This window comes from Streptomyces bluensis (genome assembly GCF_014650715.1).
Classification (GTDB): Bacteria; Actinomycetota; Actinomycetes; order Streptomycetales; family Streptomycetaceae; genus Streptomyces; species Streptomyces bluensis.
This window is the reverse complement of sequence record NZ_BMVM01000016.1, coordinates 157158-182495: the sequence shown is the minus strand read 5'-3', so window position 1 is coordinate 182495 and position 25338 is coordinate 157158. Positions and strand designations below refer to the sequence as shown.

The following is a 25338-nucleotide window of genomic DNA, read 5'->3' as shown; positions in this document are numbered from 1 at the left end:
GCCGGGCCCGGAGGCCAGCGGCCCTCTTGCAGGACCGCGAAGAACATAACGGGGGAGGTGCACGGTGAGTCGCCGGAAGCGGCCGTCGTCGGTCGCGCCTACCGGTGCGGTATACCCGAAGCGGACGCGGGTCTCCACCGTGATCCCGCCGGTGGTGGCGGCCTGGCGCTGTCGGCGCTTGCGTACCTGCGGCTGCCACCGCTGCCGTACGGCGTCGTCGATCTTCGCAGCGACGTCGGCGCGGGCGTGCTTGCGGGCGCCGCGCCGGTAGCGGTTGACGGAGTCGGCGGTGACACCGATCTCCTGAGCGACGGCCTTCGCGCTGCCCAGCTGCTTGAGCAGGTAGCCGATCTGGCCCTTCAGGGTCTTCGGCGGCTCCCGGGTGAGGCCCTCCCGGTCGGCCTGCTCGATCGCGTCATGGATCTCCACGGCGGTGCTCAACTCCCTTCAGGGGCGGGGTCCTGGCCGTCGGGGTCGACCAGCCGGAACCAGGTCTCGTGCAGGTCGTGCCGCCAGAGTTCGAACCGAAGCGATCCGCGGCGGGCGCGCATGGAGAACTGCAGGGCCTCCATGCGCGCCTCCAAGCGGTCCAGCGTCCGCTCCCGCTCCGCGTCGGCCTCCAGCGATGGCGCGGAGCTTGGGGCGGATCCGTCCGAAGCGGCGGGCCTGATGGTGTCGGTGGCGAGCGAATGGGCCGACGCTCCCGGCCGCCCCCTCGAAGAGCAGCTCGCCGAGATCGCACAGGAGGTCATTCTTCGCGGCGAAGCAGCCGAACGCAGACGCCAGGACGAGGCCGAAGCGGCACGCCAGAAGCGCATCCGCTGGGAAGCCGCCATGGAACAAGCCCGCATCCGGTATGCGGAGGCGTACCGCGTCAGGCACCTTGAAGCCCAGGAAGAGGCATGGCGCCACGCCACTCAGCTGACCGAGTACGTGAGGGCGGTACGCACACGAGTCGAGGCCATGCCACCGGGGCAGACCAGGACCGGTGAACGCCCGCTCCACAGAAGCGTCCGGCCCTCCGAAGTACGGGGGCAGCGCGACAGCCGCCGCCATCAGCGGCGCCGGAACCCGGCTGCTTTTCCTTCAGCTACCGCACGGCGACACACTCCACATGATGCGTCATCGGGAAGGCGTGCAGTCTGACCCTGGCCAGGAAACATGCAGGTCAGTAGAGGTTTCGAGGCTAAATGCAAGCCCTCGGGGAGCTTCGTGCGTCATACGTGCGTCGCTCGCGGGCCTGATTCCTTGAGGTAGCGGAACGGGGCATCACGGTCCGGGGCCGGCTGCCCTCGATGGTCGGAACACCTGCCCGCACGGCGAAACGCTGCGGCCTCACGGCCGGAGAACCGTAAGGCCCACAGCGGCTACGTCCGTTACTGGGCGGGAGTATCGCGTCCGTGGACGTCTGGGAATCGGGTCGCAGTACCACGGCAACGGGGCAGCCCAGGTGGCGCCCCGCCGCGGTGTCCCCCGCCGCCGGTCAGTCGACCGGGGTCAGTGCGACCTCGGCGCTGCCCGAGAGGGACGGCAAGCCGTCCGGGGGTGAGTCCTGGTAGGTGGCGTTGAAGACGGCCTTCAGGTTGTCCGCACCGGCGTGACCGCCGTCTACGAACGTCTCGAACGATCCGGAGCAGCCGTTGCTCGTCGACAGCGGGTGGCCGTGCGAGTCGTGGCCGAGGATGAACGAGACGCTGACCTTCGAGCAGTCCACCGGCTGGTCATCGGTGACGGTGACCTTCCAGGTGACCGTGTCACCCCAGTGGAACGCCGTGCCGCCGTGCGGAGCCGGGTCGGTGGTGAGGGAGACGACCGGTGCCTTGTTGCCGACGACGACGGGAACGGACGCGGAGGCCGAGCGCCCGGTGCTGTCGGTGACCTTCAGCGTGGCGTCGTAGACGCCGTTCTTGGTGAACGTGTGCTTCGGGTTCGCCTCCCTGGAGTCCACGGTGCCGTCGGCGTCGAAGTCCCAGGCGTAGCGGAGGGCGTCACCGTCGGCGTCCTTCGTGCCGGCGCTGGAGAGCTGGACCGTCAGCGGGCTGGTGCCGTTGACCACGTCCGCGGCGACCTTGGGCTCCGGGGTGCGGTTGCCCCGAGTGAAGTCGATGCGGGAGAGCTGGGCCTCGGGCAGTTCCGCGAAGTACCCGGTGCCGTACTCAAGGACGTACAGCGCGCCGTCCGGGCCGAATTCGGCGTCGATCGGGCCGTCCGTTGTGATCGAGGGGATCGCGTCCTCGATCTTCTGGACCTCGTTCTTCTTGCCGAGGGTGATGGCCTTCATCTGGTCGCGGGTCCACTCGTAGAAGAGCGGCTTGCCGTCGAAGTACTGGGGCCAGCGATTCTGGGCCTGGTTCCGCTGGTCGTAGCGGTACGCCGGGCCGCCCATGGGGCCGATGCCGCCCGTGCCGAGTTCGGGGAACGTCGGGGAGGCGTCGTAGCCGTAGACGATCTCCGCGTCCGTGACCGGGGGCAGCACGCTCCGGCCGGTGTTGTGGCGCGAGTCGTTGACCGGCTTGGCGCAGTTGAACGCGCCGCTGGAGGTCTTGGTGGCGAAGTCGTAGTCCTGGTACGGCATGTCCTGAGTCACGCAGAACGGCCAGCCGTAGTTGGCGGGGCGGTCGATGACCATCCAGCGCCCCTGGCCGGCGGGGCCGCGGTCGGGGTTGGCGTTTTTGGCGTCGGGTGAGTAGTCGCCGACGTAGACCTCGCCCGTCTTGTCGTCCACCCCGAAGCGGAACGGGTTGCGCAGACCCATGGCGTAGATCTCCGGGCGGGTCTTCGGGGTGCCCGGCGCGAAGAGGTTGCCGTCCGGTATCGCGTAGCCGCCGTCGCGCTTTACCTTGATGCGCAGGACCTTGCCGCGCAGGTCGTTGGTGTTGCCCGAGGTGCGCCGCGCGTCGTAGGCCGGGTTGCGGTCGGGTCGGTCGTCGAGCGGGGCGTAGCCGTCGGAGGAGAACGGATTGGTGTCGTCGCCGGTCGACAGGAACAGGTTGCCCTTGTGGTCGAAGTCGATCTTGCCGCCGACGTGGCAGCAGAGGCCGCGGTCGGCCGGCACGTCGATGATCTTCTGCTCGGTGGCGTAGTCGAGCTTGTCGCCCACGAGCTTGAACCGCGACAGCCGTGTGACGCCCTTGTACTTGGCGAAGTCCTCGGCCGTGCCGGACTGCGGTGCGTCCCCTTCGTTGACGCCCGGGGTGGCCGGGTCGTCCATGGGGGTGTCCAGGCGGGGCGAGTAGTAGAGGTAGACCCAGTGGTTCTTGGCGAAGCCGGGGTCGACGGCGATGCCCTGCACGCCTTCTTCGTCGTGCTGGTAGAGCCCGGCGGGGCTCTTCTTCATGTCGGCGGCGAGGAAGTTCACGCCGCTCTTGGGGTCGTGGATGCGGACCTCTCCCGTACGCGCCGTGTGCAGCACCCGCCGGTCGGGCAGGACCGCCAGGGCCATGGGCTCGCCCGGGCGGTCGTTGAGAGTGACCTTCTGGAAGTCCGACGAAGCCGGCGGCACGGGGTCTGATGGGCCGGCTTGGGCTACGGAGAGGGGCAGGAGCCCGACGGCTCCGGCCAACGCAGCCGCCCCCAAGAGTGTGACGATCCGTCTGTTGCGCACTCAGAACTCCTTTGGTCCGGGCCAGAGGGTGAAAAGCCAGGCGAAATGCGTGAGTTGGACGCTAGAGCGCCCACTTTCAACTCGTCAAGGACAAAGTTTCAATCTTTTCCAGGAAAGTTCGCCCTTGGATTTCATGTCTTTTCGGGCACATCGGGGACCCGCCCCGCGCCAAGACGCGGGGCGGGCATGGCGCATGGCGCTGCGTCAGCTACGGGCGCGCAGGGCCGCGAGGTTGTTGTAGCCGACCCGCGCATACTCCAGGGACTGCCCGGGAACGCTCGCGCTCGGTGCGTTGTCCTGCTCGACCATCGGGTTGTGGTAGTTCTTCGCACCCACCCGGGTGAAGAACGCCCTGTAGTCGATGTCCCCCGTGCCGAAGGGCACCATGTCGTAGCCCAGGCCACTCTGCGGATTGACCACGCCGTCCTTCGCGTGGAAGAGCGGGAAGCGGTTGGTGTTGCGGACCACGAGTCCGGCCGGGTCGAAGACACTCTCACGCTGCGAGCCGTCGTGGGCGATGTACGTGTGGAACTTGTACTGGGCCACGTGCGCCCAGAAGACGTCCAGCTCCAGATAGACGCTCTTGCGGTCCGTCACCTTCAGGAAGTACTCCAGCTTCCGGATACCGGAGCTGCGGGTCGGCCGGCCCTGGGCGTCGAGCGGGCCGCCGTCGAGCAGGAAGTCGTAGGCGCTGTCGTGGTTGTGGGTGTAGAGCTTGATGCCTTCACGGCGGGCGATGGCGCCCAAGGTGTTCCACTTCTGGGCGGCGAGGTCCCAGTCGGCCCGGTAGGGGGTGCCGGTGGGGTCGCCGCCGGTCCCCATGTGCTCCATGCCAAGGATGTTGGCGATGTCCAGGTAGCGCTTGAAGGTGTCCAGGTCGGACGGGGTCAGCGGCCAGGACGGGGGGATGAATCCGTGGCTGCCCTGCGCCCGCAGGCCGTACTCGTCGAGCCAGGAGCGCAGCAGCTTCGCGCCCTGGACGGTGCCCAGATCGGCGCCGCCGGGCGCGTTGGCGTGCTGGCCGTAGCCGGCGAACTCCACCTGGCGGTAGCCGAAGCGCGACAGCTGCTTGAACACCTCACGGAAACCGGAGGGCAGATCGGAGGCCAACGGGTCGCGGCCGATCGCGTCACGCACGGTGTAGAGGATGATGCCGCGCTTGTGCGGCGGGACCAGAGCGGAACGCCCACCGTCATGGCTTTCGGCTTCCGCTCCGTCCTGCGCCAGGGCGGGCGCGGCGCCGAAGACCGGGGCGGCCACCGCCGCGGCGGTGGCGGCTGTGCAGGTGCTGAGGAAACGGCGGCGGCTGACGCCGAGTGCGCGGCGCAGTGCGTCGCCGGTGACGGCTTCGTCGTTGAACGCGGTCACAGTGGTTCTCTCTTTCGTTGTCGCAGTGCTGCGAGTGCCCGACGGCTACCGCCTCAGAAGAGGCCGGTGAGCCGCAGGAGCAGGGACTTCACCTCGGTGGCCGCTACGCGGCCGGATACTGCGCGGGGGGGGTGGAGACCAGGACGAGCGGACCTTCTTCGTCGCTCGTGGGGAGGCGGCCGTGGCTGCCGCGTACGGGTGAGGCGTCAAGGGGTACGACGGCGAGCCGGTAGCGCATGCCGAGCTTCTTGCGGGCCACCGGCTTGGCTGCCTTGAGCCGCACGTAAGGATCTTCGGGATCATGAACAGCTCGACGGGTCGTAGCGGGTTTGCGGTGGATCTCGACGAGCTGGGCGACGTCGGGGGCGCGGGCGCCGTCGAGCCAGTAGTAGTACGTGAACCAGGCGTCCGATGCGGCGACCGCGTCCGGTTCCCCGGAACACGGGTGATCGAGCCCGTTTGCCTTCTTGCCGTCGTCGTCGAGTATCTCGTCGATGCCCGGCGGGTCCTTCAGCGCCTCGCGGGTGGCTGCCAGGTCCTCGGGTCGGCGGACGTAGACGTGTGCCGGTTGGTGGTCGGCGACCGCGACGGCGCGGGACGGCATCGGGTCGAGATCTTCCATGCCGTCCTGGGTGTGGACCTCGGGAAGTCCGGCATGCCGCAGGGCGCGGTTGATGTCGACGGGGCGGCCGACGCGGGTGATGCCCTACTCGGACAGGGCGACGCCCGTGCGGCCCTCGGCGCGGGCGTCGTCGAGCAACGGGCCGATGACGGCGTCGGGTTCGCCGGGCCGCGCGGTGCGAGCGCGGGTCGTCGGGGTCGAACCGCTGAAGGCCGTAGTCCAGATGTGGCAGGTAGCACAGGGGCAGGTCGGGCCGGCGGGTGCGCATGACCTGGCGGGTCGCGTCGGCGATCCACTGGCTGGAGACGATGGCCGCGCCGGGGCCCCAGAAGTGGAAGTGCGGGAAGGTACCGAGCTTCTCGGTGCGTTCGTCGTGCGGGGCCGGGGGCGAGCCCGTGTGGCAGGACGCCCGCGTCAGTGAGGTGTTCGGCCCGCTTGGGCAGCGGGCAGTAGGCGGTGTCATGGCCACCGAAGACGAGTGAGGGCAGGGGCGGCAGGCCTGTGCCGTCGAGCGGAGGAGTCTTGGTGACCATGCCGGTCGGCGGCTGCAGTCCGGCGGTGATCGCCGCGCATCCGGCGACGGCAGTGGTGACCACCGATCCACGGGCTCCGACGAACCAGACACCGGTGTGTGCGGTCCGCCCGCCGATGTGGGGCTCCGATGCGTTCCCGTCGTTGTTCACGGGCTGCCTCCCTGCCATGTCGATGTTCCGATGTGGTTGGAGGACGGTGAGTGGGGGCTCGGGGGTCTCCCGCCCACCGCCGGCATTTGGGCGGCTTTGGCCGCGACCGAGGAAGGCTGCTCTGTGGTTGGCGCGGTTACGGCGTGCGAGGGGGCGGCAAGGGCCGCCGGTGAGAAATGCGGGGTACCTGAGATTTCTTGGCCCTGCGCTGTGTCGGGCCGTCCTCCGTAGGCCGGTCAAACGCGCGGCGCGCCGCGCGACCTGAACGCGCCATCTTGTCTCAAACCACTGTGTGGTGCCTGTGCACGAAGGGACCGTAGCCTCGTTCGTTCTTGACCGGAACCCCTTGCGCAACAAAGACGCAAACTTCTTCCCGAGTCAGGACAAAGCCGTGTCCGGGCAGCCCGGACCAGCCCGGCGGCTCTCCGCCACCGGGCACTGACCTGGTCCGCTCTCAGTAGGTCGGGGGAAGGCAGCTACGGTTCGTCAGCGCCCCAACTGGGCAGGCTGTGCCGATTTACGGCTCCGTCGCGAGGGCGCGACCTGCCACGACGGCCCTGCGGCGACGGCGCCGCTCAAACCGGCGGCATATCGCACCTCTTACTGGGGAGCGTCTAGTTGTCGCCACCTCCGAAGGCGGCGTCGAAGGATGCCGAAGGCGGGTCGAAGTCGAATCGCTTCAGATGGGCGAGTGCCTGCGCCGCACCGACGAGGCGGTCCATGCCGGCGTCCTCCCACTCCACGGAGATCGGCCCGTCGTAGCGGATCGAGCGCAGCATCCGGAACACGTCCTCCCAGGGGACGTCGCCGTGCCCGGCGGAGACGAAGTCCCAACCGCGCCGCGGGTCACCCCAGGGCAGATGGGAGCCGAGCCGCCCGTTGCGCCCGTCCAGACGCTTGCGGGCCTCCTTGCAGTCGACGTGGTAGATCCGGTCCCGGAAGTCGTAGAGGAAGCCGACCGGGTCCAGGTCCTGCCAGACGAAGTGGCTGGGGTCGAAGTTGAGCCCGAAGGCCGGGCGGTTGTCCACCACCTCCAAGGCGCGCTTGGTAGTCCAGTAGTCGTAGGCGATCTCGCTCGGGTGGACCTCGTGGGCGAAGCGGACGCCCTCGGCGTCGAACACGTCCAGGATCGGATTCCAGCGCTCCGCGAAGTCCTCGTAACCGCGCTCGATCATCCGCTCCGGTACCGGCGGGAACATCGCCACCAGATGCCAGATCGACGATCCGGTGAAACCGACGACCGTGTCGACGCCGAAGGCGGCCGCGGCCCGCGCCGTGTTCTTGATCTCGGCCGCGGCCCGTCGGCGTACGCCTTCTGGCTCCCCGTCGCCCCAGATCCGGGCGGGCAGGATGCCCTGGTGCCGTTCGTCGATGGGGTTGTCACAGACGGCCTGGCCGACAAGGTGGTTGGAGATCGCCCAGCACTTCAGGCCGTACTTCTCCAGCAGAGCGTGCCGACCGGCCAGGTAGGACGGATCGGTCAGGGCTTTGTCGATCTCGAAGTGGTTGCCCCAGCAGGCGAGTTCGAGGCCGTCGTAGCCGAAGTCGGCGGCCAGTCGGCAGACCTCCTCCAACGGCAGATCGGCCCACTGACCGGTGAACAGGGTGAACGGGCGTGACATGGTGCCTCCGAGCGGGGTTCCTCGCCGGATCTCTACCGGACTTCAGCCTCGACGGCCTGGACAGGGGTGTAGACGGAGTTCTTCTGCGCGCTCTCCTCCACCGCGGCGAGCACCCGCTGCACCTGCAGACCGTCGGCGAACGACGGCCTCGGGTCGGTGCCGGACGCGATGGCCTCGACCAGGTCGCGGGCCTGGTGGGCGAAGGTGTGCTCGTAGCCGAGCGCGTGACCCGGCGGCCACCAGCCCTCCAGGTACGGGTGCTCGGCCTCGGTGACGACGATCCTGCGGAACCCCGCCGTCGCGGCGGGCTCCCGATGGTCGTGGAAGGACAGTTCGTTGAGCCTCTCCAGGTCGAAGGCGAGCGAACCGAACTCGCCGTTCACCTCCAGCCTCAGGGCGTTCTTGCGCCCCGACGCCATACGGGTCGCCTCGAACGTGGCGAGCGCCCCCGACGCGAGCCGGCCGGTGAAGACGGCCGCGTCGTCGACCGTCACCGGCCCGCGCCGGGTTGCGCCGGACGCGGTCAGGCCGGAGGAGGCACCGTCGAGGCGGGGGCGTTCCTTGACGAAGGTCTCCATCTGGGCGGAGACCCCGACCACCACCTCCCCCACCAGGTACTGGGCGAGGTCGACGATGTGCGCGCCGAGATCGCCGAGCGCCCCCGACCCCGCGTGCTCCCGCTGCAGCCGCCACGTCAGCGGGAAGTCGGGGTCGACCAGCCAGTCCTGGAGGTAGCTGACGCGTACGTGGCGCAACGTGCCGAGCCTGCCGTCGGCGATGAGCCGGCGGGCGTAGGTGAGGGCGGGCACGCGCCGGTAGTTGAAGCCCACCATGGCCAACTGGCCGCGCGAGCGGGCCGCTTCGGCGGCCGTGACCATGGCCTCCGCCTCGGCGACCGAATTGGCCAGCGGCTTCTCGCACAGTACGTGCTTGCCCGCCTCCAGCGCCGCGATCGCGATCTCCGCATGGCTGTCGCCCGGGGTGCAGATGTCGACGAGTTGCACGTCGTCGCGGGCGATGAGGGCGCGCCAGTCGGTCTCCGCCGCGGCCCAGCCGTGCTTGTCGGCCGCCGCCCGCACGGCGTGCGCGTCGCGGCCGGCGATCGCGGCCAGGACCGGCCGCAGCGGCAGGTCGAACACGTGCCCTACGGTGCGCCATCCTTGTGAGTGCGCGGCCCCCATGAACGAGTAGCCGACCATGCCCACGCCGAGTGCCGGCGGTGCGGTCCGACTGTCGCTCTGTTCCATACGGATTTCTCCTCGTCGGAGTTCACTGACTCATCGCTGTGTTCGTGGGGCACACGGCCCGGACCGGTCAGATGAAGCCGGTCGGCAGGTACTGGTCGACGTTGTCCTTGGTGACCACGGCCGAGTAGAGGGTCAGCGAGGTCGGGATCTCGAATTCGGCGAGGCCGCCGACGCCCTTCCCCTGCCCGAGCGCCCGGGCGAGATCGATGGCGGAAGCGGCCATCGTCGGCGGGTACAGGACGGTCGCCTTGAGCACGCTGTTGCCGGCCTTGATGGCGTCCATCGCGGACTTGGCTCCCGCGCCGCCGACCATAAGGAAGTCGTCGCGACCGGCCTGGTCGATGGCGCGCAGCGCGCCCACGCCCTGATCGTCGTCGTGGTTCCACAGCGCGTCGAAGCTCGACTGGGCCTGCAGCAGTTGCGCCATCTTGGCCTGGCCTGACTCGACCGTGAAGTCGGCCGCCTGCCGGGCCACCTTCTTGATGTTCGGGTAGTTCTTCAGGGCGTCGTTGAAGCCTTTGGTGCGCTGCTGGGTCAGTTCGAGGTTGTCGAGGCCGGCGAGTTCGACGACCTTGGCGTTCTTCTTGTCCTTGAGCTGTTCGCCGATGTAGTGGCCGGCGTTGAGTCCCATGCCGTAGTTGTCGCCGCCGATCCAGCAGCGGTACGCCTGCGGGGAGGCGAACACACGGTCCAGGTTGACGACGGGGATACCCGCCCTCATGGCCTGCAGGCCGACCTGGGTGAGCGCCTTGCCGTCGGCCGGCAGGATCACCAGGACGTCGACCTTCTTGTTGATCAGCGTCTGGATCTGGCCGATCTGCTGGGCGGTGTCGTTGGAGCCCTCGGTGATCTCCAGCGTGACGTCGGAGTATTTCTTCGCTCGCGTCTTGGCGTTGTCGTTGATGGCGTTGAGCCAGCCGTGGTCGGCCTGGGGGCCGGCGAAGCCGATGGTGACAGGCTTGCCCGGCTTGTCGTCCGCGGCCGGGGCGGCGTTGTCCGCGGCCTTTTCCTGGTTCGTGGGCTCATTGCTGGTGCAGGCCGTCAGCAGCGCGCCGGCGGAAACGGCTGCGGTGCCGAACAGGAGTGATCTGCGGCTGGTGGCGGGGGTTCGTGCCATGGCGGGTGGACCCTTCGATGGGGCGGTGGGCGTCGGATGGAGGACGTGGCGGGGGTGCCGGACGGCGGTGTCAGGGGCCGCCGTCCGGCGGCGATGCACGGCGGTCAGGCGTCGCCGCCGCGCATCGAGCGGCGCTGGACCAGGACGGCGGCGACGATGATGGCGCCCTTCGCGATCTGCTGGACAGCGGTCTCAAGGTTGTTCAGGGCGAAGATGTTGGTGATCGTGGTGAAGACCAGGACACCGAGGACGGAGCCGATGATGGTGCCGCGACCGCCGCTGAGCAGGGTGCCGCCGATGATCGCCGCGGCGATGGCGTCCAGCTCGTAGAGGTTGCCGTTGGTGTTCTGACCGGAACCGGAGAGGACGATCAGCATGAACGCGGCGATACCGCAGCACAGTCCGGACAGCAGGTACAGGTACAGGCGCTGGCGCCGGACGTCGATGCCGGCGAGGCGTGCCGCTTCCGCGTTGCCGCCGACCGCGACGGTGCGCCGACCGAAGGTGGTGCGGTTGAGCAGCAGCCAGCCGATGACGGTGACAGCGGCGAAGATCAGAACAAGGGGCGGGATGCCGAGAATGTAGGCGTCCCTGGCACCGAGATCGAGCACCGATCCGACGGTCACGACCTGGGTGCTGCCGTCCGTGATCTGCAACGCCAGGCCACGAGCGGAGGCGAGCATGGCCAGCGTCGCGATGAACGGCACCATCCTGCCGTAGGCGATCAGCAGACCGTTGACGAGACCACAGCCCACACCGACGATCACCGCGGTGAAGAGGATGCCCGCGAAGCCGAACTCCTGCGTGGCCACGGTCGTCGCCCACACCGAGGCGAGCGCCACCATCGCGCCGACCGACAGGTCGATCCCTCCGCTGGTGATGACGAACGTCATACCGACGGTGACGACGCCGATCACGGACGCCTGGGTGAGAACGAGCTGCAGATTGCTCCACGCCAGGAACTGGTCCGGTGCGGTGATCCCACCGACCGCGACGAGGACGGCGAGGACTCCGAGCAAGGACAGACTGCGCACGTCCCACCGCAGTCCGGGTCGGCGCGAACTCTCCTGGTCCCCCGCGGACTTGGCGGCGGACGTCGGCGCTTGCTTCTGCGCCGCAGTGGCCGGCTGCGTCATGGCGTCAGGCTCCCTTCCATCACAAGATCAAGTACACGGTGCTCGTCGAGCTCCCGGGCGTCCGCCGTGTGCACGACGCTGCCTTCACGGAGCACCAGCACCCGGTCGGCGAGACCCAGCACTTCGGGCACCTCACTGGACACGAGAAGTACGGCCAGGCCCTCGTCGGCCAGCCGGCGAATCACCGCGTAAAGCTCCGCCCGGGCGCCGATGTCGACACCCCTGGTCGGCTCGTCCAGCAACAGCACCTTGCAGCCTCGCAACAGCCACCGTGCGAGCACCGCCTTCTGCTGGTTGCCACCGGACAGGGTCCTGATCGCGGCATCGGGATTGTCCGGCCGGAGGGACAGTTCCCGAACCGCCTGGTGCGCCGCAGCTCGTTCGTTACGCCGGTCGAGCCAGCCCGCGCGGGCGAACCGGGACAGGGTGGAGATCGAGACGTTGCTGCTGACGGACTCCAGCATCAGCAGGCCCTGCGCCTTGCGTTCCTCGGGCGCGAGGCCGATGCCGGCGCGGACGGCGGCACGGACACTTCCGGGGCGCAGGGGTGCGCCGTCGATGAGGACACGGCCGCCGTCGGGCTTGCGAGCCCCGTAGATCGTCTCCAGGATCTCGCTGCGCCCGGACCCGACGAGCCCGGCCAGACCGACGATCTCACCGGGCCGCAGCTCCAGATCGACGGGGGCGAACTCCCCTCGCCGGGTCAGCCCTTCGACCGTCAGCACGGGGTCTCTCCCTGCGGCGAACCCGGCCTTGGGGCGCTCGGGGAAGACGTACTCCACATTCCGCCCGGTCATCAGGGCCACGACCTCATCGGTCGGCGTCGTCTCGGCAGGCAGCCCGCCCGCGACCGACCGGCCCTCCTTCAGGACCGTGACCCGGTCACCGATGCGCCGGATCTCCTCAAGACGGTGGGAGATGTAGATGACGGAGACACCGTCCGCCGTCAGATCGCCCACGATCCTGAAAAGGTTGTCGACCTCTTCGGGGTCGAGCGCCGCCGACGGCTCGTCCATCACGATCAACCGCACCTCGTGGGACAGCGCGCGGGCCATCGAGACGATCTGCTGCTGCGCCGCGGACAGGTCGCCGACGAGCGTCGTCGGATCGATCTCCGAGTGCCCCAGACGTTTCAGCAACTCCGCGGTCGCCGTGCGGGCGGCAGAGCCGCGCACGACGAACCCGGCGGAGGTGGGTTCGTGCCCGAGGAAGACGTTCTCCGCGACGGACAGCCCCTCGATCAGGTCGAGTTCCTGGTAGATGGTGGCGATACCGAGACGCATGGCGGCGATCGGTGACCCCAGGGTCACGTGCTTATCGCGCCAGGTGATCTCACCACTGTCCGGCTGGTGAGCTCCGGCGAGCACTTTGATCAAAGTGGACTTGCCGGCCCCGTTCTGGCCGAGCAGGCAGTGGACCTCACCGGCCTGGACCTCAAGATCCACGCCGTCAAGGGCGCGAACGCCCGGGAACGACTTGGTGATACCGGACATGGTGAGCAGGGGTGGTTGTGGTGCCATGAGGATTCCCCTCGGCGGATGCGGGCCGTGAGCGGGCAGGGCTGGGCAGGGTTGGTCAGGTACGTGGACGGCTCTGGAATGCCCCTGGCGTCGTGTGCGCTGGAACGTAGGGACTGAGGAGGGCAGGGCAGGGCAGGCCTGATGGCCGGCAACCATGCAGTGGTGGCGGCCGCCGCTTCATGCGGGGGTTAAGGCGATGATGTGGGTGCGCGGTGGCTCTACGGGTGTTGCGAGGGCGCCGTGGGGTTGCCGAGGCGCGATGGGTCCGCAGAATCGCCAATGGGATGGCAGTGACGCTCGGTTCCAGTGGCGCCACGGGGTTGTAGTGGCGCCAGTGGTGGTCCGTTGCCGGCGGGTGCGGGCAGCGGTCAGGCCGGTGAGAAGACGTGGTCGCTGATGAGCCGGGCGGCGCCGATGGCTCCGGCGGCCGGCCCCAACTCCCCCAACACGATCGGCAGGTTGCCCGTGGCCAGCGGCAACGACTGCCGGTACACCTGGGTCCGGACACTGGCCAGCAACGTGTGCCCGAGCCCGGTCACACCGCCGCCGATCACCACCAGCCCCGGATTGAAGAAACTGACAAGGCCGGCGATGACCTGCCCCAGACGCTTCCCACCCTCCCGGATCAGCTCCAGAGCCACCGTGTCCCCTGCCGCCGCGGCAGCCGACACGTCCTCGGCCGTCAGACGCCCGGCCGTCTTGAGCCGGGCAGCGAGCTGTACCGACCGGCCCTCACGCGCGGCCTGCTCCGCGTCATCGGCCAGCGCGGCACCGCTGAAGTGCGCTTCCAGACAGCCCCGGTTGCCGCACGCACACGCGCGACCTCCCGGTTCCACCTGAATATGACCGATGTCGCCGGCACTGCCGGTCGTCCCCCGGTAGACCTCACCGCCGACGACGATGCCGCAGCCGATGCCGGTGCCGATCTTGACGCACAGGAAGTCGCCCACGGAGCGTGCGACGCCCGCGTGCTGCTCCCCCATCGCCATCAGGTTCACGTCGTTGTCGACCATGACCGGGCAGCCGAGTTCCTGGCTGAGCGCCTCCCGTATGGGAAAGCCGTCCCAGCCGGGCATGATCGGCGGCGCGACCGGTACGCCCTCGGGGAAGCGGACCGGTCCCGGGACGCCGATACCGGCGCCGTCTAAACCCTCCGCGACACCGGAGGCCTTCAGCTTGGCAGCCACCGACAGCACCTGCTCGAAGACCGCCACCGGCCCCTCCCGGACATCCATCGGTTGATTCAGATGCCCCAGGACCTCCAACTCGGCGTTCGTCACGGCGACATCGATCGATGTGGCACCGATATCGACACCGAGGAAACGCAGTGTCGGCGCGAGCCGGATGTTGTGCGACCGCCGGCCGCCCCGGGACGGGGCCAGCCCGTCCGCGACAACCAGCCCCGTCTCCAGCAGCCGGTCCACTTCGACTGCCAGCTTCGAACGGGACAGGTCCACCAGATCACCCATCTGGGCACGAGAGTTGGACCCGTTGTCACGCAGTAGACGAAGCAGCCGCGCCTGATGCACGTTCTCGGGTCGAGCAGTCATCCGTCTCACGATCCCTCCTCTCCCCTCACCCACGGCTGGGGCCCGGACGCCTGTCTCCGCCGACTGCGCCGTCAGGCTGTCGGCAAGGAACGTAACAACGATTTTCCAGAGTGGGAAGTACTTACGCTCGAATCAGGCGCTTCTTTTTCCACACACAGGACAAAGTCTGGACGGGTGGTCTCCGAGAGCACTGCTCCAGAACGGCCGCCGGGCCGAGCGCGGCCGTCATCACCCCTGGAGAGCCCTGATGTGCCCGCTTGTCGCCCCGGTCAGCGCGTCGGTGTTTGCGTGCGCTCCCGCCACCGTGACGTTCCAGGCAGGGGAACGGGAGGGACCGCATCGGCTGTTTGATCACTCGTCGCTGTCGCGACCACCGTGACGTGGCTGCCCGCCTGAAGGCCGGGGCGACCCGGCACGTCCTGTCCGCCGGTTCGGTTGTCCACCGGCGCAACGAGGCGACGGGCGTTCAGCCCTCGTCCGACTCCCCCTGGGCCGCCGCCCCGGGAACCAGAAACCAGCAGGTCAAACGCCCTTTGCTACGGGCTCCAGGATCACTACGCACTCCACAGGCGAGGTCATAGGAAACACCTCTAACCTGGGGGCAGTCGATCGAACTGCCAGCTCGGTGAACTCCGCAGGCGCCTCCTAACGACCTCGTGCACGGTAGGCGGTGAGGCGTCGGGTTCCTGATCGTTGACGACGAGTGTGTGGTGGGAACACGACCCGGGCAGCGATCACCAGCGACCGAAGGATCAGTGGCCTGTCGGCCGGCGCGATCGCTGAACTCATCGCGGAGATAGGCGCTTTGTGGCATCGCTGGCCTGCTGGTTCGACATGGACCGGTCCACCATCACCCGGGCCATCGGCGAGGTGCGGCCCCTGCTTGCCGAGCGGGGATGCTCCGTCAGCCCGGGGCTTCGACTCCAGACCCTGGCCCAGGTGGTGGACCATCTCAGCACCAGCGGGAAGGCAGGCATCATCGACGGCACCGAGATCCCTGTCCGGCGGCCGGCCGCCGGACGCAAGGACCGGGACATGTTCATCTCCGGCAAGAACAAGCAGAACGCCGTCAAGGCCATGGTGCTCACGGACGAGGACGGCCACGTGCTGTTCTGTAGCCCCAACAAGCCCGGTAGCTGCGCGGACATCACGCACGCCCGACAGTTAGGGCTGGTCAAGATCCTGGCCGACGGTCCGGCGGTGGAGATCCTCGCCGATGCCGACTACCAGGGCTTGGGAGCACAGACCGGCGGCCGGGTAGTGACGCCACCGCACCGCACGTTCAAGAAGAATGCCCCGGACTGGTCCGAGCAGATGTACGAGCGCCAGCGCAACGCGCACTCCTCGCGACCGCAATGCGCACTCCTCGCGACGCATCCGGGTCGAGCACGGCATCGCCCACGTGAAGAACTGGCGGGCGCTGTCCCGCCACCTTGGCCGCCGCGAGCACATGAGCGACATCGTCCAGGCCGTCGCCAGCCTGCTCTCCCATCAGCGGACCGCGGACCTGATCCCGGCACAGCAGATGTGAACACCGAGCCCCACCGAAACTCTCGACGCCGCACCGCCTACCGTGCACGAGGTCGTTAGGCCAGCCTCGACGAAGGTGCGGCGGAAGGAACGACCCGGTGTCACAGATGTGCGCCGAAGGTGCATATCGAGGTCACTCGCAGTCGGCCTCAGCATCGTTATAGTTCCGCCACCCTGCCCTGTCGTAACTACCGGGAACGGTACGGCCGCGGCTGTCTATGAGACGGATCTGGACGGTAATGCCGGCATTCTCACGCAGGTTGGTATGAGGGCCACTCGACGCGTCGCATTCCCGGCAATCTCCCCCGCTGCCATAGGGTGGTTTCTTGTCAAACTCGTCTGTAAACATCCAGTAGTGCGGTTGCTGGCTGCCTGCGCGGGGCTCGATGCGAGGGTCCATGAAACGAGACAGGCCAATACGGCTGTTGCTGTTCCCAACAATCGCTGCCCAGTCAATTTCTCCTCCTGCGATCGGATTCATTACGGTACGACTCGGCGTCACGGCAGGAGCGGCCGAGAGTCCGTATCGGAGTCACCTACAGGATGCCGGGCGATCAGCGGGGCGGTCGTTAGCGCTGGGTCCTTGATTGACTTGGCAATGCGTCAACTCGATCTGAAGCGTCTGCTTGGTTCCGGCAGTCGCTAGGCGGCATGCCGTAGGCGGCGCGGAAGGCTCGGGTGAAGTCGGCGGCCCGAGGGAAGCCCCAGCGGGCGGCGATGGCGTTGATGGGGGTGGTGCGCAAAGCCGGGTCGACAAGGTCGCGGCGGGCGTGCTCCAGCCGCTGATGACGTATCCAGGCTGCGATCGTCTCCTCTTCGTGCTGGAAGAGGCGGTGCAGGTAGCTGGCGGAGATGTTGTGGGCGGTGGCAATGCTGCGCGGCGTCAGTTGCGGGTCGTGCAGGTGGCTCCGGACGAAGGCACGGATGCGAAGGACGAGGGTCCGGCGGTGAGATTCCGGCGTGAGTAAGTTCTCGGCTTCCAGAGCGTGGGCGAATAGCCCGGTCAACAGGTCGGCCACCACTGCTCCGAGCCGTGGTCCGTCGGCAGGCTGGTAGGAGCCGACGCCTTGAGCCAATTGGGTGAGCAACTGTGCCAGCAGGGCGCCGAATCCTTCTTGCACGGACAGGTTGAACCGGGCCGCATGGTCAACTTTGTTTCGGGGCAGGGCCACCCCCGCCTTGGGGATCTCCAGCCCAATCCCTGTGTGCGATCGCCCCCGTAAACGTCGACGGAACGTGAGGTGTCGACGACACAACAGGCTGTTGGGATTGTGCACGGTCACCTCCTCACTCAGGACAGTGCGGAGCGCCCCGCTCAATGGGAGGGAAAGATGCAGTCCTTCGGGGTCGGACTGCCTGATCAGCTTCGGCGTACGCCGAAAGCACACCGGCTGAAAAGTTGTCGGCCACACCAATACGGCACCAAGGTTCAATACGCGCTGAGAAGCACGGAAATCTGCCCGGTGGTCACTGTGCAGCTCCAGCGGCGCATGCGTCTGGCCGATCAGTTCTCGCCAGCAGTCGAACCGATCTGCTGACGGCAGATCCTCACTGCGAAACACGGTCTCGATCAACATGGCCGCCCCCTTCGCCGCTTCACGCAGCCCTACACGGCTTACCTCACGCTCTCCTCATAAGAGCAGATCTCAGCGGCTTCATAACAGAGGGAGAGGAGGCGGTTCCCAACGTGAGGGCGGTGGGCATAGGTTGGAGCCCGCAGGTGATCATCATTGGAGAGGAAACAAGCAGATCAAACGGGCTTTCTTCCTCTCCGCGATCGCCGCTCTGGGTGACCCGGCATCGCGGGCCTACTACGACAAGGAGATCGCCCAGGGCAAGCACCACATTCAGGCCCTGCTCTGCCTCGCCAGACGCCGGGCCGACGTCCTCTTCGCGATGCTCCGCGACGGAACCTTCTATGAACCCCAACCCGCCGCAGTCAGGTGAGGAGTTCAGACCGCTCGATCAGTCCTCCGGCCGAAGCCTCTGACGAGTCGCCTCAAGCCGCTCGTCATAGTCGGATGCGAACCGCTCAGGAAGCGTCTTGTTGAGCGTTCCGGCGGTGCCATGGATCGGCGCCCAGACCGCCGGATCGTCGACAACCCGGTTGAGGTCCGTCATCTGGAGCTTCTCCAGCCAGTGCGACAGCACCAGTGCTTGGTCACTTGTCTGCCGTCGGCGCCCCCATGACAGCCATCCGCGGGGACGCCCTCTCCGCGGATGGCGTCAAAGAGACAGACCGCCTACTCAAGTCCACAACCTTGGCCGAACAGCCGGCGGCGCTCCCGGCTCCGGTCTCCGGCCGAACCACCCGGTCACTTCGTGGCACTCCCTGTGACAGCGCAGGCGGTGCCGTTGAGGGTGTAGGACGTCGGCGGGGCGGTGTGGCCGGTGTGGGCTGCCTGGAAGCCGAATTCGACCGACGTGCCTGGAGCGATGGTGGCGTTGTGGGAGACGTTCCGGGCCGTGACCCGGCCGGAGGCGGCCGAATAGTCCGCGTTCCAGGCGCTGGTGATGGTCTGGCCGTCGGGCAGGGTGAAGACCAGTGACCAGCCGTCGATCGCGATGGTGCCTGTGTTGGCGATGGTGATGTTCGACGTCAGACCGGTGTTCCAGGCGCTGACGGTGCTGGTGACCCGGCAGGTCGCCGCCCCCGGGGGCGGGTTGGAGGTCTGGAACTGTGTGAAGAACTTCCAGACCTCTTGTGGAACCCAGGTCCTGGAGCCGCTGTCACCGGGGGCCCCGTCCTGCGGAGCAGCGATGTGTCCTTCGTCGAACGCGGCCCAGGCGACCGGATGCCCGGCCGAGCAGCCCGCGTAGGTGGTGACCCGGTGCGTCAGGCTGCCCTGCGTCGGCTCCGGCGGGTTCTGAGGCGTGCAGCCGTTGTTCCTGACGAACCTGTCCCGCAGCGCCCGTCCGCCGGAGATGCCGAGGACACTGTCCCTGAGGCCGTGCACTCCGAGGTAGGCGATGGGCTGGGTGCCGCCGCTGCATCCGCTGAGTTGCCCGCCGCTTTGGACCGCGACCGCGCGGAATACCGTCGCGCGGGAACATGCGAGAGCGTACGACATGGCGGCGCCGTAGCTGAATCCCAGAGCGAAGCGCTGTGTCGTGTCGACGCACAGGTCCGCCTCGATCCGCCTGATCATGTCGTCGACAAAGGTGACGTCCTCCCCGCCGGCATTGGCCCAGCCATTGTTGAGGCCTTGGGGTGCGACGAAGAGGGCACTGTTGTTCGCCAGTCGCTGGAGCCCGTAGTAGGCCCAGGTGCCCGTCTCCACGGTGCGGCCCGTGGCGACGTCGGTGGAGGTGCCGCCCAGCCAGTGGAACCCGAAGACCAGCCGGTAGGCGCGGTTGCGGTCGTAGCCGTCGGGGATCCGCACGATGAAGCTCCGGTTCTTGCCGCCGCTCTGGATCGTGTGCGTACCGCTCGTCAGGCTGGGGGCCTTGCCACAACCGGAGCTCGGGGCGGCGGTGCCGACGGATGCGGCAGCCGTGCCGGAGGCCGTGAGCGGGGCGTTCCCGCCCCGGCCGTGGCCCAGCGCCGTGCCTCCCATGCTCAGGACGACCAGCACCGCGACCACGGCGGTCCATAAGAGGGATCTTGTCCTCGTCATCGTGAAACTCCCCTTCTGAAGCCGCGGTTGTTCACGCGCGGGTCCACTTCTGGTTGGCCTGGCCGTTGCGGGGCCAGGTGATGACCCGGGTGCCGTTGATGGTGCCCCGGTTGTAGGCGTCCAGGCACTTGTCGCCGAAGACGCGGATCTCGCCGCCGGCCCACGTGGTCCGCAGCTGGTTGGCGGCCATGTGGCAGTCCCAGATCAGTGCGGTGGCCCCGGCTGCGGTGGAGGCGTTGTCCACCTCCAGGCAGCGGCCGGATGCGCTGCCGCGCAGACGCGAGGTGGTGGCCATCTGCGGGCTGCCCGCGCTCACCCGGAACACAGCCACGCCGTGCGCGGGGACGCTCGCCGAAATCTGCCCGGACGAGCTCGACGTGCCTCCAGTCCACAGGTCGGTGAAGGCGAACGACCCGGGCGCGCTGGGCGGGCGCCGCGCGCCGGACAGGCCGACTTGCGCGGTCGTAGTGGTGACCGTCGCGGCACCCTCGCCCCAGTTGAACAGACCCACCGCGACCGAGCCGTCGGACAAGGGCTTGGCGAACACCTCGGTGCCGCCGTCGTCGCGCACCCTGCGCCCGCCCGTCCCCAGCGAGTCCTGGTTCACCGTCGGCAGACGCGGGTTGCGCAGGATCGCGCTCACGTCGGCGGACATGGTGCGGATGTCATTGCCGGCCATGCGAGGGGCCCAGAACAGCGACCGCAGGGCGAAGTGGGAGCAGGACTCGGTCAGTGACAGTCCAGGACGACCGACGACCAGCATGTCGGGGTCGTTCCAGTGACCCGGACCCGACTGCGCCGCTAGCGGCGCGGTGACGTCCAGGACGTTGCCCACGCCCATCGGACAGCTGTTGGTGTTGTTGTTCTGCCAGATGTCGAGCACGTCCTCGGTGGTCCGCCACAGGTCGGCGACCTCGCCCCAGTTGTACGTGGCGCCGGTGATGGCGTGGAAGCTGTTGGGGTTGATGCTGTGGACGATCGGCCGTCCGGTGGCGCGCGGGGCGTCGCGCATCAGCGTGAACCGCGCGCCCCGCTCGTCGCGGGTTCCACTGGAGGAGCACCAGTCGTACTTGAGGTGATCGACGCCCCACGAGGCGAACGTGGCAGCGTCCTGGGACTCGTGCCCCTTGCCGCACGTCGACCCGGGATAGGCGCCGCTGGTCTGCGCGCAGGTGCGCTCCCCCGGCACCTGGCAGATCCCGAACTTCAGGCCCTTGCCGTGGATGTAGTCCCCGAGCGCCTTCATACCGCTGGGGAACTTGGCCGGATTGGCCCGGAGATGGCCCGCCGCGTGACGCTGCGGGTCGAACCAGCAGTCGTCGACGACGACGTACTGGTAGCCCGCGTCCTTCATGCCCGAGGACACCATCGCGTCGGCGGCCTCCCTGACCTGCGCCTCAGTGATCCCGCGCCCGAAGCTGTTCCAGCTGTTCCTGCCGAGCGGCGGGGTGAGCGCTGGGCTGCCCGGCACGGCCGCGGCGGTGGAGTGCGCGGAGGCCGTCACGGACGAGGTGACCGTCAGCACGGTGGCTGCGAGGAGGCGAAGCAGCAGTCCGCCTGATCGTCTGGGCACCAAGGGCTCCTTTGCCGGATGGGCGCCATGGACGGGTGCACGGAACTGTCACGTCCATGACATCGAGGAGGGGAAGCCGGTTCGAAATTTCGCATGCTATTCGGAAACTCGCGCTGCCACGGATGGTAGACGGACGCCCGAACGTGTCAACCGCAGGCGCATCCATATCACCGACGCCATTGGGACCTGCGACGACTCATCTCCGACGCACCGAAATGTTTCGAGGCTGCGATCGAACATGCGAAAGGTATTGACGGGGTCCCCCGGCCTCCTATCATCCAGAATGCCCGGCACATCGACCCACGTTCGACATCCCGAACCGGGATGCAGTCACTCCGCGCGAACGAAGCAAGGCATCTCCGGGTAACGCCACCACGCAACGGCCGAGCCGCACAGGGAGAACGCCCCCATGGACCTGTCATGAGCGCATCAATATCCCGCCGCCGCGCCCTGACGGCCGCCGCCGGCCTGATCGGCGTCAAGCGTGACGGCGACGTGCCGCCGGGTGGTGATGGTCAACGGGCTGACGATGGACGGCAGTTGGAACACCACCGGCACCGGCACGGAGGTCGCGAGCGCGGCCGTGTCGGGCGCTGTGGTTGCGCGCGAGCGCGAGCATCCGCCCCGGCGCGGCTCGCCCCGGCGCCTTCTCCTACAGCACCGACGGCACCACCTTCACCCGCCTCGACCCCGCCTTCTCCTGGGCAACGACTGGCGGTTCTTCATGGGCTACCGATTCGTCCTCTTCCATCACGCCACGCAGGCGCTCGGCAACGCGGTCCGCTCCACGCGGTTCGAGCCGGCCACGCCCTGAAGTGGCCCACCGATCGCACCACGCCCTGAGGAGGTCCACCGACCGCACCACGCAAGCCCCCACCCACCCTACGAGGAGAACCATGAACCCGCTGAAACGGCTCGGCTGTCGCCGAGCCTCGGTCCTCGGCCTGCTGGCCGCGACCGTCCTGATGACACCCGGGACCGCGACCGGCGCGCCCGACACCGTGAAGGCCTCCACCCTGGGCGCCCAGGCGGCCCAGTCCGGACGGTACTTCGGAACCGCCGTGGCCGCGGGCCGCCTCGGCGACGGCACGTACACCGGCATCCTGGACCGTGAGTTCAACTCGGTCACGCCCGAGAACGAGATGAAGTGGGACACGACCGAGCCGTCCCGCGGCTCGTTCAACTTCGGCCCCGCCGACCAGATCGCGAGCCGCGCGCAGGCCCGCGGTCAGCGCCTGCGCGGACACACCCTGGTCTGGCACTCCCAACTGCCCGGCTGGGTCAGCTCCATCAGGGACGCGAACACACTGAGCGGCGTGATGAACAACCACATCACCACCGTGATGAACCGCTACAAGGGCCGGATCCATTCCTGGGACGTGGTCAACGAGGCCTTCGCCGACGGCACCAGCGGTCAGCTCCGCAGCTCGGTCTTCCGGGACGTGCTGGGCACCGGCTTCATCGAGCAGGCGTTCCGCACGGCCCGGACGGCCGATCCGGCGGCCAAGCTCTGCTACAACGACTACAACATCGAGGACTGGAACGCGGCCAAGACCCAGGGCGTCTACCGACTGGTCCGCGACTTCAAGGCGCGCGGCGTGCCCATCGACTGCGTCGGCCTCCAGGCCCACTTCGGCACCGGCGGCCCGCCCGCCAGCTTCCAGACCACGCTGTCGAACTTCGCCGCCCTCGGCGTGGACGTCCAGATCACCGAACTGGACATCGCGCAGGCCTCGCCGACCGCGTACGCGAACACGGTCAGGGCCTGCATGAACGTCGCGCGCTGCACCGGCATCACGGTCTGGGGCATCCGCGACAGCGACTCCTGGCGGGCCAGCGAGAACCCGTTGCTGTTCGACCGCAACGGCGCCAAGAAGCCGGCGTACAACGCGGTGCTGACGACGCTGGGCGGCACGCCCACCGCTACCCGCAGCACGCCCACAGCCACGCGCAGCACGCCCACCGCCACCAGCGGCACACCCTCCGGCCCGCGCAGCGCTACCAACGCCGCTGCGCTGCCCAGCCGTTACTCGTGGAGCTCCAGCGGCCCGCTGATCGCGCCGAAGCCGGACGCGACGCACAACATCGCCGGCATCAAGGACCCGACGGTCGTCCAGTACAACGGCAAGTACCACGTCTTCGCGAGCGTCGCCAGCTCCTCCGGCTACAACCTGGTCTATCTGAACTTCAGCGACTGGTCCCAGGCCAACTCGGCCACGCACCACTACCTGGACCGCACGGCCATCGGGTCCGGCTACCGGGCCGCGCCGCAGGTCTTCTACTACGCGCCACAACGCCTGTGGTACCTCGTGTACCAGACCGGCAACGCCTCGTACTCCACGAACCCCGACATCAGCAACCCGAACGGGTGGAGCGCGCCCCGCAACTTCTACGCGTCGATGCCCGACATCATCCGGCAGAACATCGGCAACGGCTACTGGGTCGACATGTGGGTGATCTGCGACAGCACCAACTGCTACCTGTTCTCCTCCGACGACAACGGGCACCTCTACCGCTCGCAGACGACCGTCGGCCAGTTCCCGAACGGCTTCACCAACACCGTCATCGCGGCCCAGGACTCCAACAAGTACGCCCTGTTCGAGGCGAGCAACGTGTACAAAGTGCAGGGCAGTAACGAGTACCTGCTGCTCGTCGAGGCCATCGGCTCCGACGGCCGACGCTACTTCCGGTCCTGGACCTCGGGCAGCCTCGCCGGCTCCTGGACACCCCTGGCCGCATCCGAGAGCAACCCGTTCGCACGGGCGAGCAACGTCTCCTTCCCCTCGGGCGCCTGGACCCGGGACATCAGTCACGGCGAGATGATCCGAGCCGGCTACGACCAGACACTGACCATTCCCGCCTGCCGGCTCCAGTACCTGTACCAGGGCATGAACCCCAACGCGGGCGGCGACTACAACCTCCTCCCGTGGCGGCTCGGCCTCCTGACCCAGACCAACTCGACCTGCTGACCGACCGTGCCGTGGGGAGCGCTTCCGATGGGAGCGCCCCCACGGCCCTCACCGCCATCCTTCGGACGCACCCCTGCCGGAAAGCCGAGGTACCCGTCATGCGCCGCAGACTCCTCGCCCTGGTGGCAGCGCTCTCCTCACTGCCGCTGGCGCTCGCCGCCGCCCCGTCCGCCCACGCGGCCGACCCGACGACCATGACCAACGGGTTCTACGTGGACCCCGACTCCAGCGCGAAGCGGTGGGTCGCCGCCAACCCCGGTGACGGCCGGGCGCCCGCGATCAACGCCTCCATCGCCAATACTCCGACGGCCCGCTGGTTCGGCTCCTGGAGCGGCACCATCGGCACCGCCACCGGCGCGTACGTGGGTGCCGCGGACGCCCGGGACAAGTTGCCCATCCTGGTCGCCTACAACGTCTACAACCGCGACTACTGCGGCGGGCATTCCGCGGGCGGAGCCTCCTCGCCGTCCGCCTACGCGAACTGGATCGCCCAGTTCGCGGGCGGGATCGCCAGCCGCCCGGCCCTCGTCGTGCTCGAACCGGACTCGCTCGGGGACTACGGCTGCATGAACCAAGCGCAGATCGACGAACGCGAGAGCATGCTGACCGGAGCGCTCGCCGAGTTCAACCGTCAGGCTCCCAACACCTGGGTCTACCTCGACGCAGGCAACCCGGCCTGGACGAGCGCGCCGACCATGGCCCGGCGCCTTCACGAAGCCGGCCTCCCGCAGGCCCACGGTTTCTCGCTCAACGTCTCCAACTACCTGACCACAGCTGAGAACACGGCGTACGGCGACGCCGTCAATCGGGAACTCAGCGCCCGGTACGGCTACACCAAGCCGTTCGTCGTGGACACCAGCCGCAACGGCAACGGCTCCAACGGCCAGTGGTGCAACCCTTCAGGCCGCCGTATCGGCACCCCCACCCAGCTGGGCGGAGGCGCCGAGATGCTCTTGTGGATCAAGGTCCCGGGCGAGTCCGACGGCAACTGCGGCGTGGGAACCGGCTCCTCGGCCGGACAGTTCCTCCCCGAGGTGGCCTACAAGATGATCTACGGCTACTGATCCGGCCACTCGGACGCGGTCCCGGCACCGGGTCGGAGACGAGAGCCTTCCTCCAACTCCTCGAAGGAGAATCGTGCTTGAGGAAGGAGACGTCGTACTCGTGGCCGGGCCGCGGT

Annotated in this window: 17 protein-coding genes and 4 pseudogenes; 5 read left to right on the top strand and 16 right to left on the bottom strand. The window is 68.2% G+C overall.

The features are described 5' to 3' along the window. The 12 genes and pseudogenes from tpg to IE262_RS31140 form a co-directional block, all read right to left on the bottom strand. Positions 1–429: telomere-protecting terminal protein Tpg (tpg, locus tag IE262_RS31185; protein ID WP_189878372.1), on the bottom strand; the 429-nt coding region annotated here is incomplete at its 3' end. 8 nt (positions 430–437) lie between these two features. Beyond that, positions 438–572, bottom strand: a complete 135-nt coding sequence (locus IE262_RS40255) for a hypothetical protein (RefSeq protein WP_268249589.1) — start codon at positions 570–572, stop codon at positions 438–440. Positions 573–1483: 911 nt separating this feature from the next. Then, positions 1484–3502, bottom strand: coding sequence for a PQQ-dependent sugar dehydrogenase (locus IE262_RS31180; protein ID WP_229877617.1), 2019 nt, complete (start codon positions 3500–3502; stop codon positions 1484–1486). A gap of 306 nt (positions 3503–3808) precedes the next feature. Continuing rightward, positions 3809–4972, bottom strand: a complete 1164-nt coding sequence (locus IE262_RS31175) for a sugar phosphate isomerase/epimerase family protein (RefSeq protein ID WP_189878368.1) — start codon at positions 4970–4972, stop codon at positions 3809–3811. 53 nt (positions 4973–5025) lie between these two features. Then, positions 5026–6066 (bottom strand): annotated as a pseudogene (locus IE262_RS31170) (alkaline phosphatase family protein); the annotation flags it as partial. After that, a pseudogene (locus IE262_RS40720) lies at positions 5980–6277 on the bottom strand (inositol-3-phosphate synthase); the annotation flags it as partial. The pseudogenes IE262_RS31170 and IE262_RS40720, both read right to left, overlap by 87 nt. Positions 6278–6891: 614 nt before the next feature. Continuing rightward, complete coding sequence (locus IE262_RS31165) at positions 6892–7899, bottom strand: sugar phosphate isomerase/epimerase family protein (protein WP_189878366.1); 1008 nt, start codon at positions 7897–7899, stop codon at positions 6892–6894. Positions 7900–7931: 32 nt separating this feature from the next. Further along, positions 7932–9146: a Gfo/Idh/MocA family protein gene (locus IE262_RS31160; RefSeq protein ID WP_189878364.1), complete on the bottom strand. Its 1215-nt coding sequence runs from the start codon at positions 9144–9146 to the stop codon at positions 7932–7934. Between the two features lie 67 nt (positions 9147–9213). Then, on the bottom strand, positions 9214–10263 hold the full coding sequence (locus IE262_RS31155) for a substrate-binding domain-containing protein (RefSeq protein WP_134042430.1): 1050 nt from the start codon (positions 10261–10263) through the stop codon (positions 9214–9216). A 104-nt stretch (positions 10264–10367) separates the two neighbouring features. After that, on the bottom strand, positions 10368–11399 hold the full coding sequence (locus IE262_RS31150; protein WP_189878362.1) for an ABC transporter permease: 1032 nt from the start codon (positions 11397–11399) through the stop codon (positions 10368–10370). Continuing rightward, positions 11396–12919, bottom strand: coding sequence for a sugar ABC transporter ATP-binding protein (locus IE262_RS31145; RefSeq protein ID WP_189878360.1), 1524 nt, complete (start codon positions 12917–12919; stop codon positions 11396–11398). Before IE262_RS31145 ends, IE262_RS31150 begins: the two co-directional genes overlap by 4 nt. 368 nt (positions 12920–13287) lie before the next feature. Then, complete coding sequence (locus IE262_RS31140; protein ID WP_134042436.1) at positions 13288–14469, bottom strand: ROK family transcriptional regulator; 1182 nt, start codon at positions 14467–14469, stop codon at positions 13288–13290. Between the two features lie 807 nt (positions 14470–15276). Between IE262_RS31140 and IE262_RS31135 the strand changes: the two genes are divergently transcribed. Further along, positions 15277–16059 carry a transposase family protein gene (locus IE262_RS31135; RefSeq protein WP_229877615.1) on the top strand — a complete coding sequence of 261 codons (783 nt, stop codon included), beginning with the start codon at positions 15277–15279 and terminating at the stop codon, positions 16057–16059. A 509-nt stretch (positions 16060–16568) separates the two neighbouring features. Here IE262_RS31135 and IE262_RS31130 read toward each other — a convergent pair. Next, positions 16569–17576 carry a helix-turn-helix transcriptional regulator gene (locus IE262_RS31130; RefSeq protein WP_189878358.1) on the bottom strand — a complete coding sequence of 336 codons (1008 nt, stop codon included), beginning with the start codon at positions 17574–17576 and terminating at the stop codon, positions 16569–16571. Positions 17577–17718: 142 nt separating this feature from the next. Between IE262_RS31130 and IE262_RS31125 the strand changes: the two are divergent. Further along, positions 17719–17946, top strand: a pseudogene (locus IE262_RS31125) (IS110 family transposase); the annotation flags it as partial. Between the two features lie 18 nt (positions 17947–17964). Here IE262_RS31125 and IE262_RS31120 read toward each other — a convergent pair. From IE262_RS31120 to IE262_RS31110, 3 genes are all read right to left on the bottom strand, one after another. Then, a complete protein-coding gene (locus tag IE262_RS31120) occupies positions 17965–18150 on the bottom strand; it encodes a hypothetical protein (RefSeq protein WP_308432817.1) in 186 nt (61 codons plus the stop codon). A gap of 164 nt (positions 18151–18314) precedes the next feature. Continuing rightward, the gene (locus tag IE262_RS31115) at positions 18315–19616 is read right to left on the bottom strand and encodes a CE1 family esterase (protein ID WP_189878356.1); all 1302 of its coding nucleotides are present in this window, start codon (positions 19614–19616) and stop codon (positions 18315–18317) included. Between the two features lie 31 nt (positions 19617–19647). Beyond that, positions 19648–21189, bottom strand: a complete 1542-nt coding sequence (locus tag IE262_RS31110) for a ricin-type beta-trefoil lectin domain protein (RefSeq protein ID WP_189878354.1) — start codon at positions 21187–21189, stop codon at positions 19648–19650. A gap of 468 nt (positions 21190–21657) precedes the next feature. Between IE262_RS31110 and IE262_RS31105 the strand changes: the two are divergent. The 3 genes and pseudogenes from IE262_RS31105 to IE262_RS31095 form a co-directional block, all read left to right on the top strand. Then, positions 21658–22003, top strand: a pseudogene (locus IE262_RS31105) (xylosidase); the annotation flags it as partial. Positions 22004–22085: 82 nt separating this feature from the next. After that, positions 22086–24158 carry a glycoside hydrolase gene (locus tag IE262_RS31100; RefSeq protein ID WP_134042446.1) on the top strand — a complete coding sequence of 691 codons (2073 nt, stop codon included), beginning with the start codon at positions 22086–22088 and terminating at the stop codon, positions 24156–24158. 98 nt (positions 24159–24256) lie between these two features. Next, positions 24257–25222 (top strand): glycoside hydrolase family 6 protein, encoded by a 966-nt coding sequence (locus tag IE262_RS31095; RefSeq protein ID WP_134042448.1) that lies wholly within the window; start codon positions 24257–24259, stop codon positions 25220–25222. Positions 25223–25338: the final 116 nt, after the last annotated feature.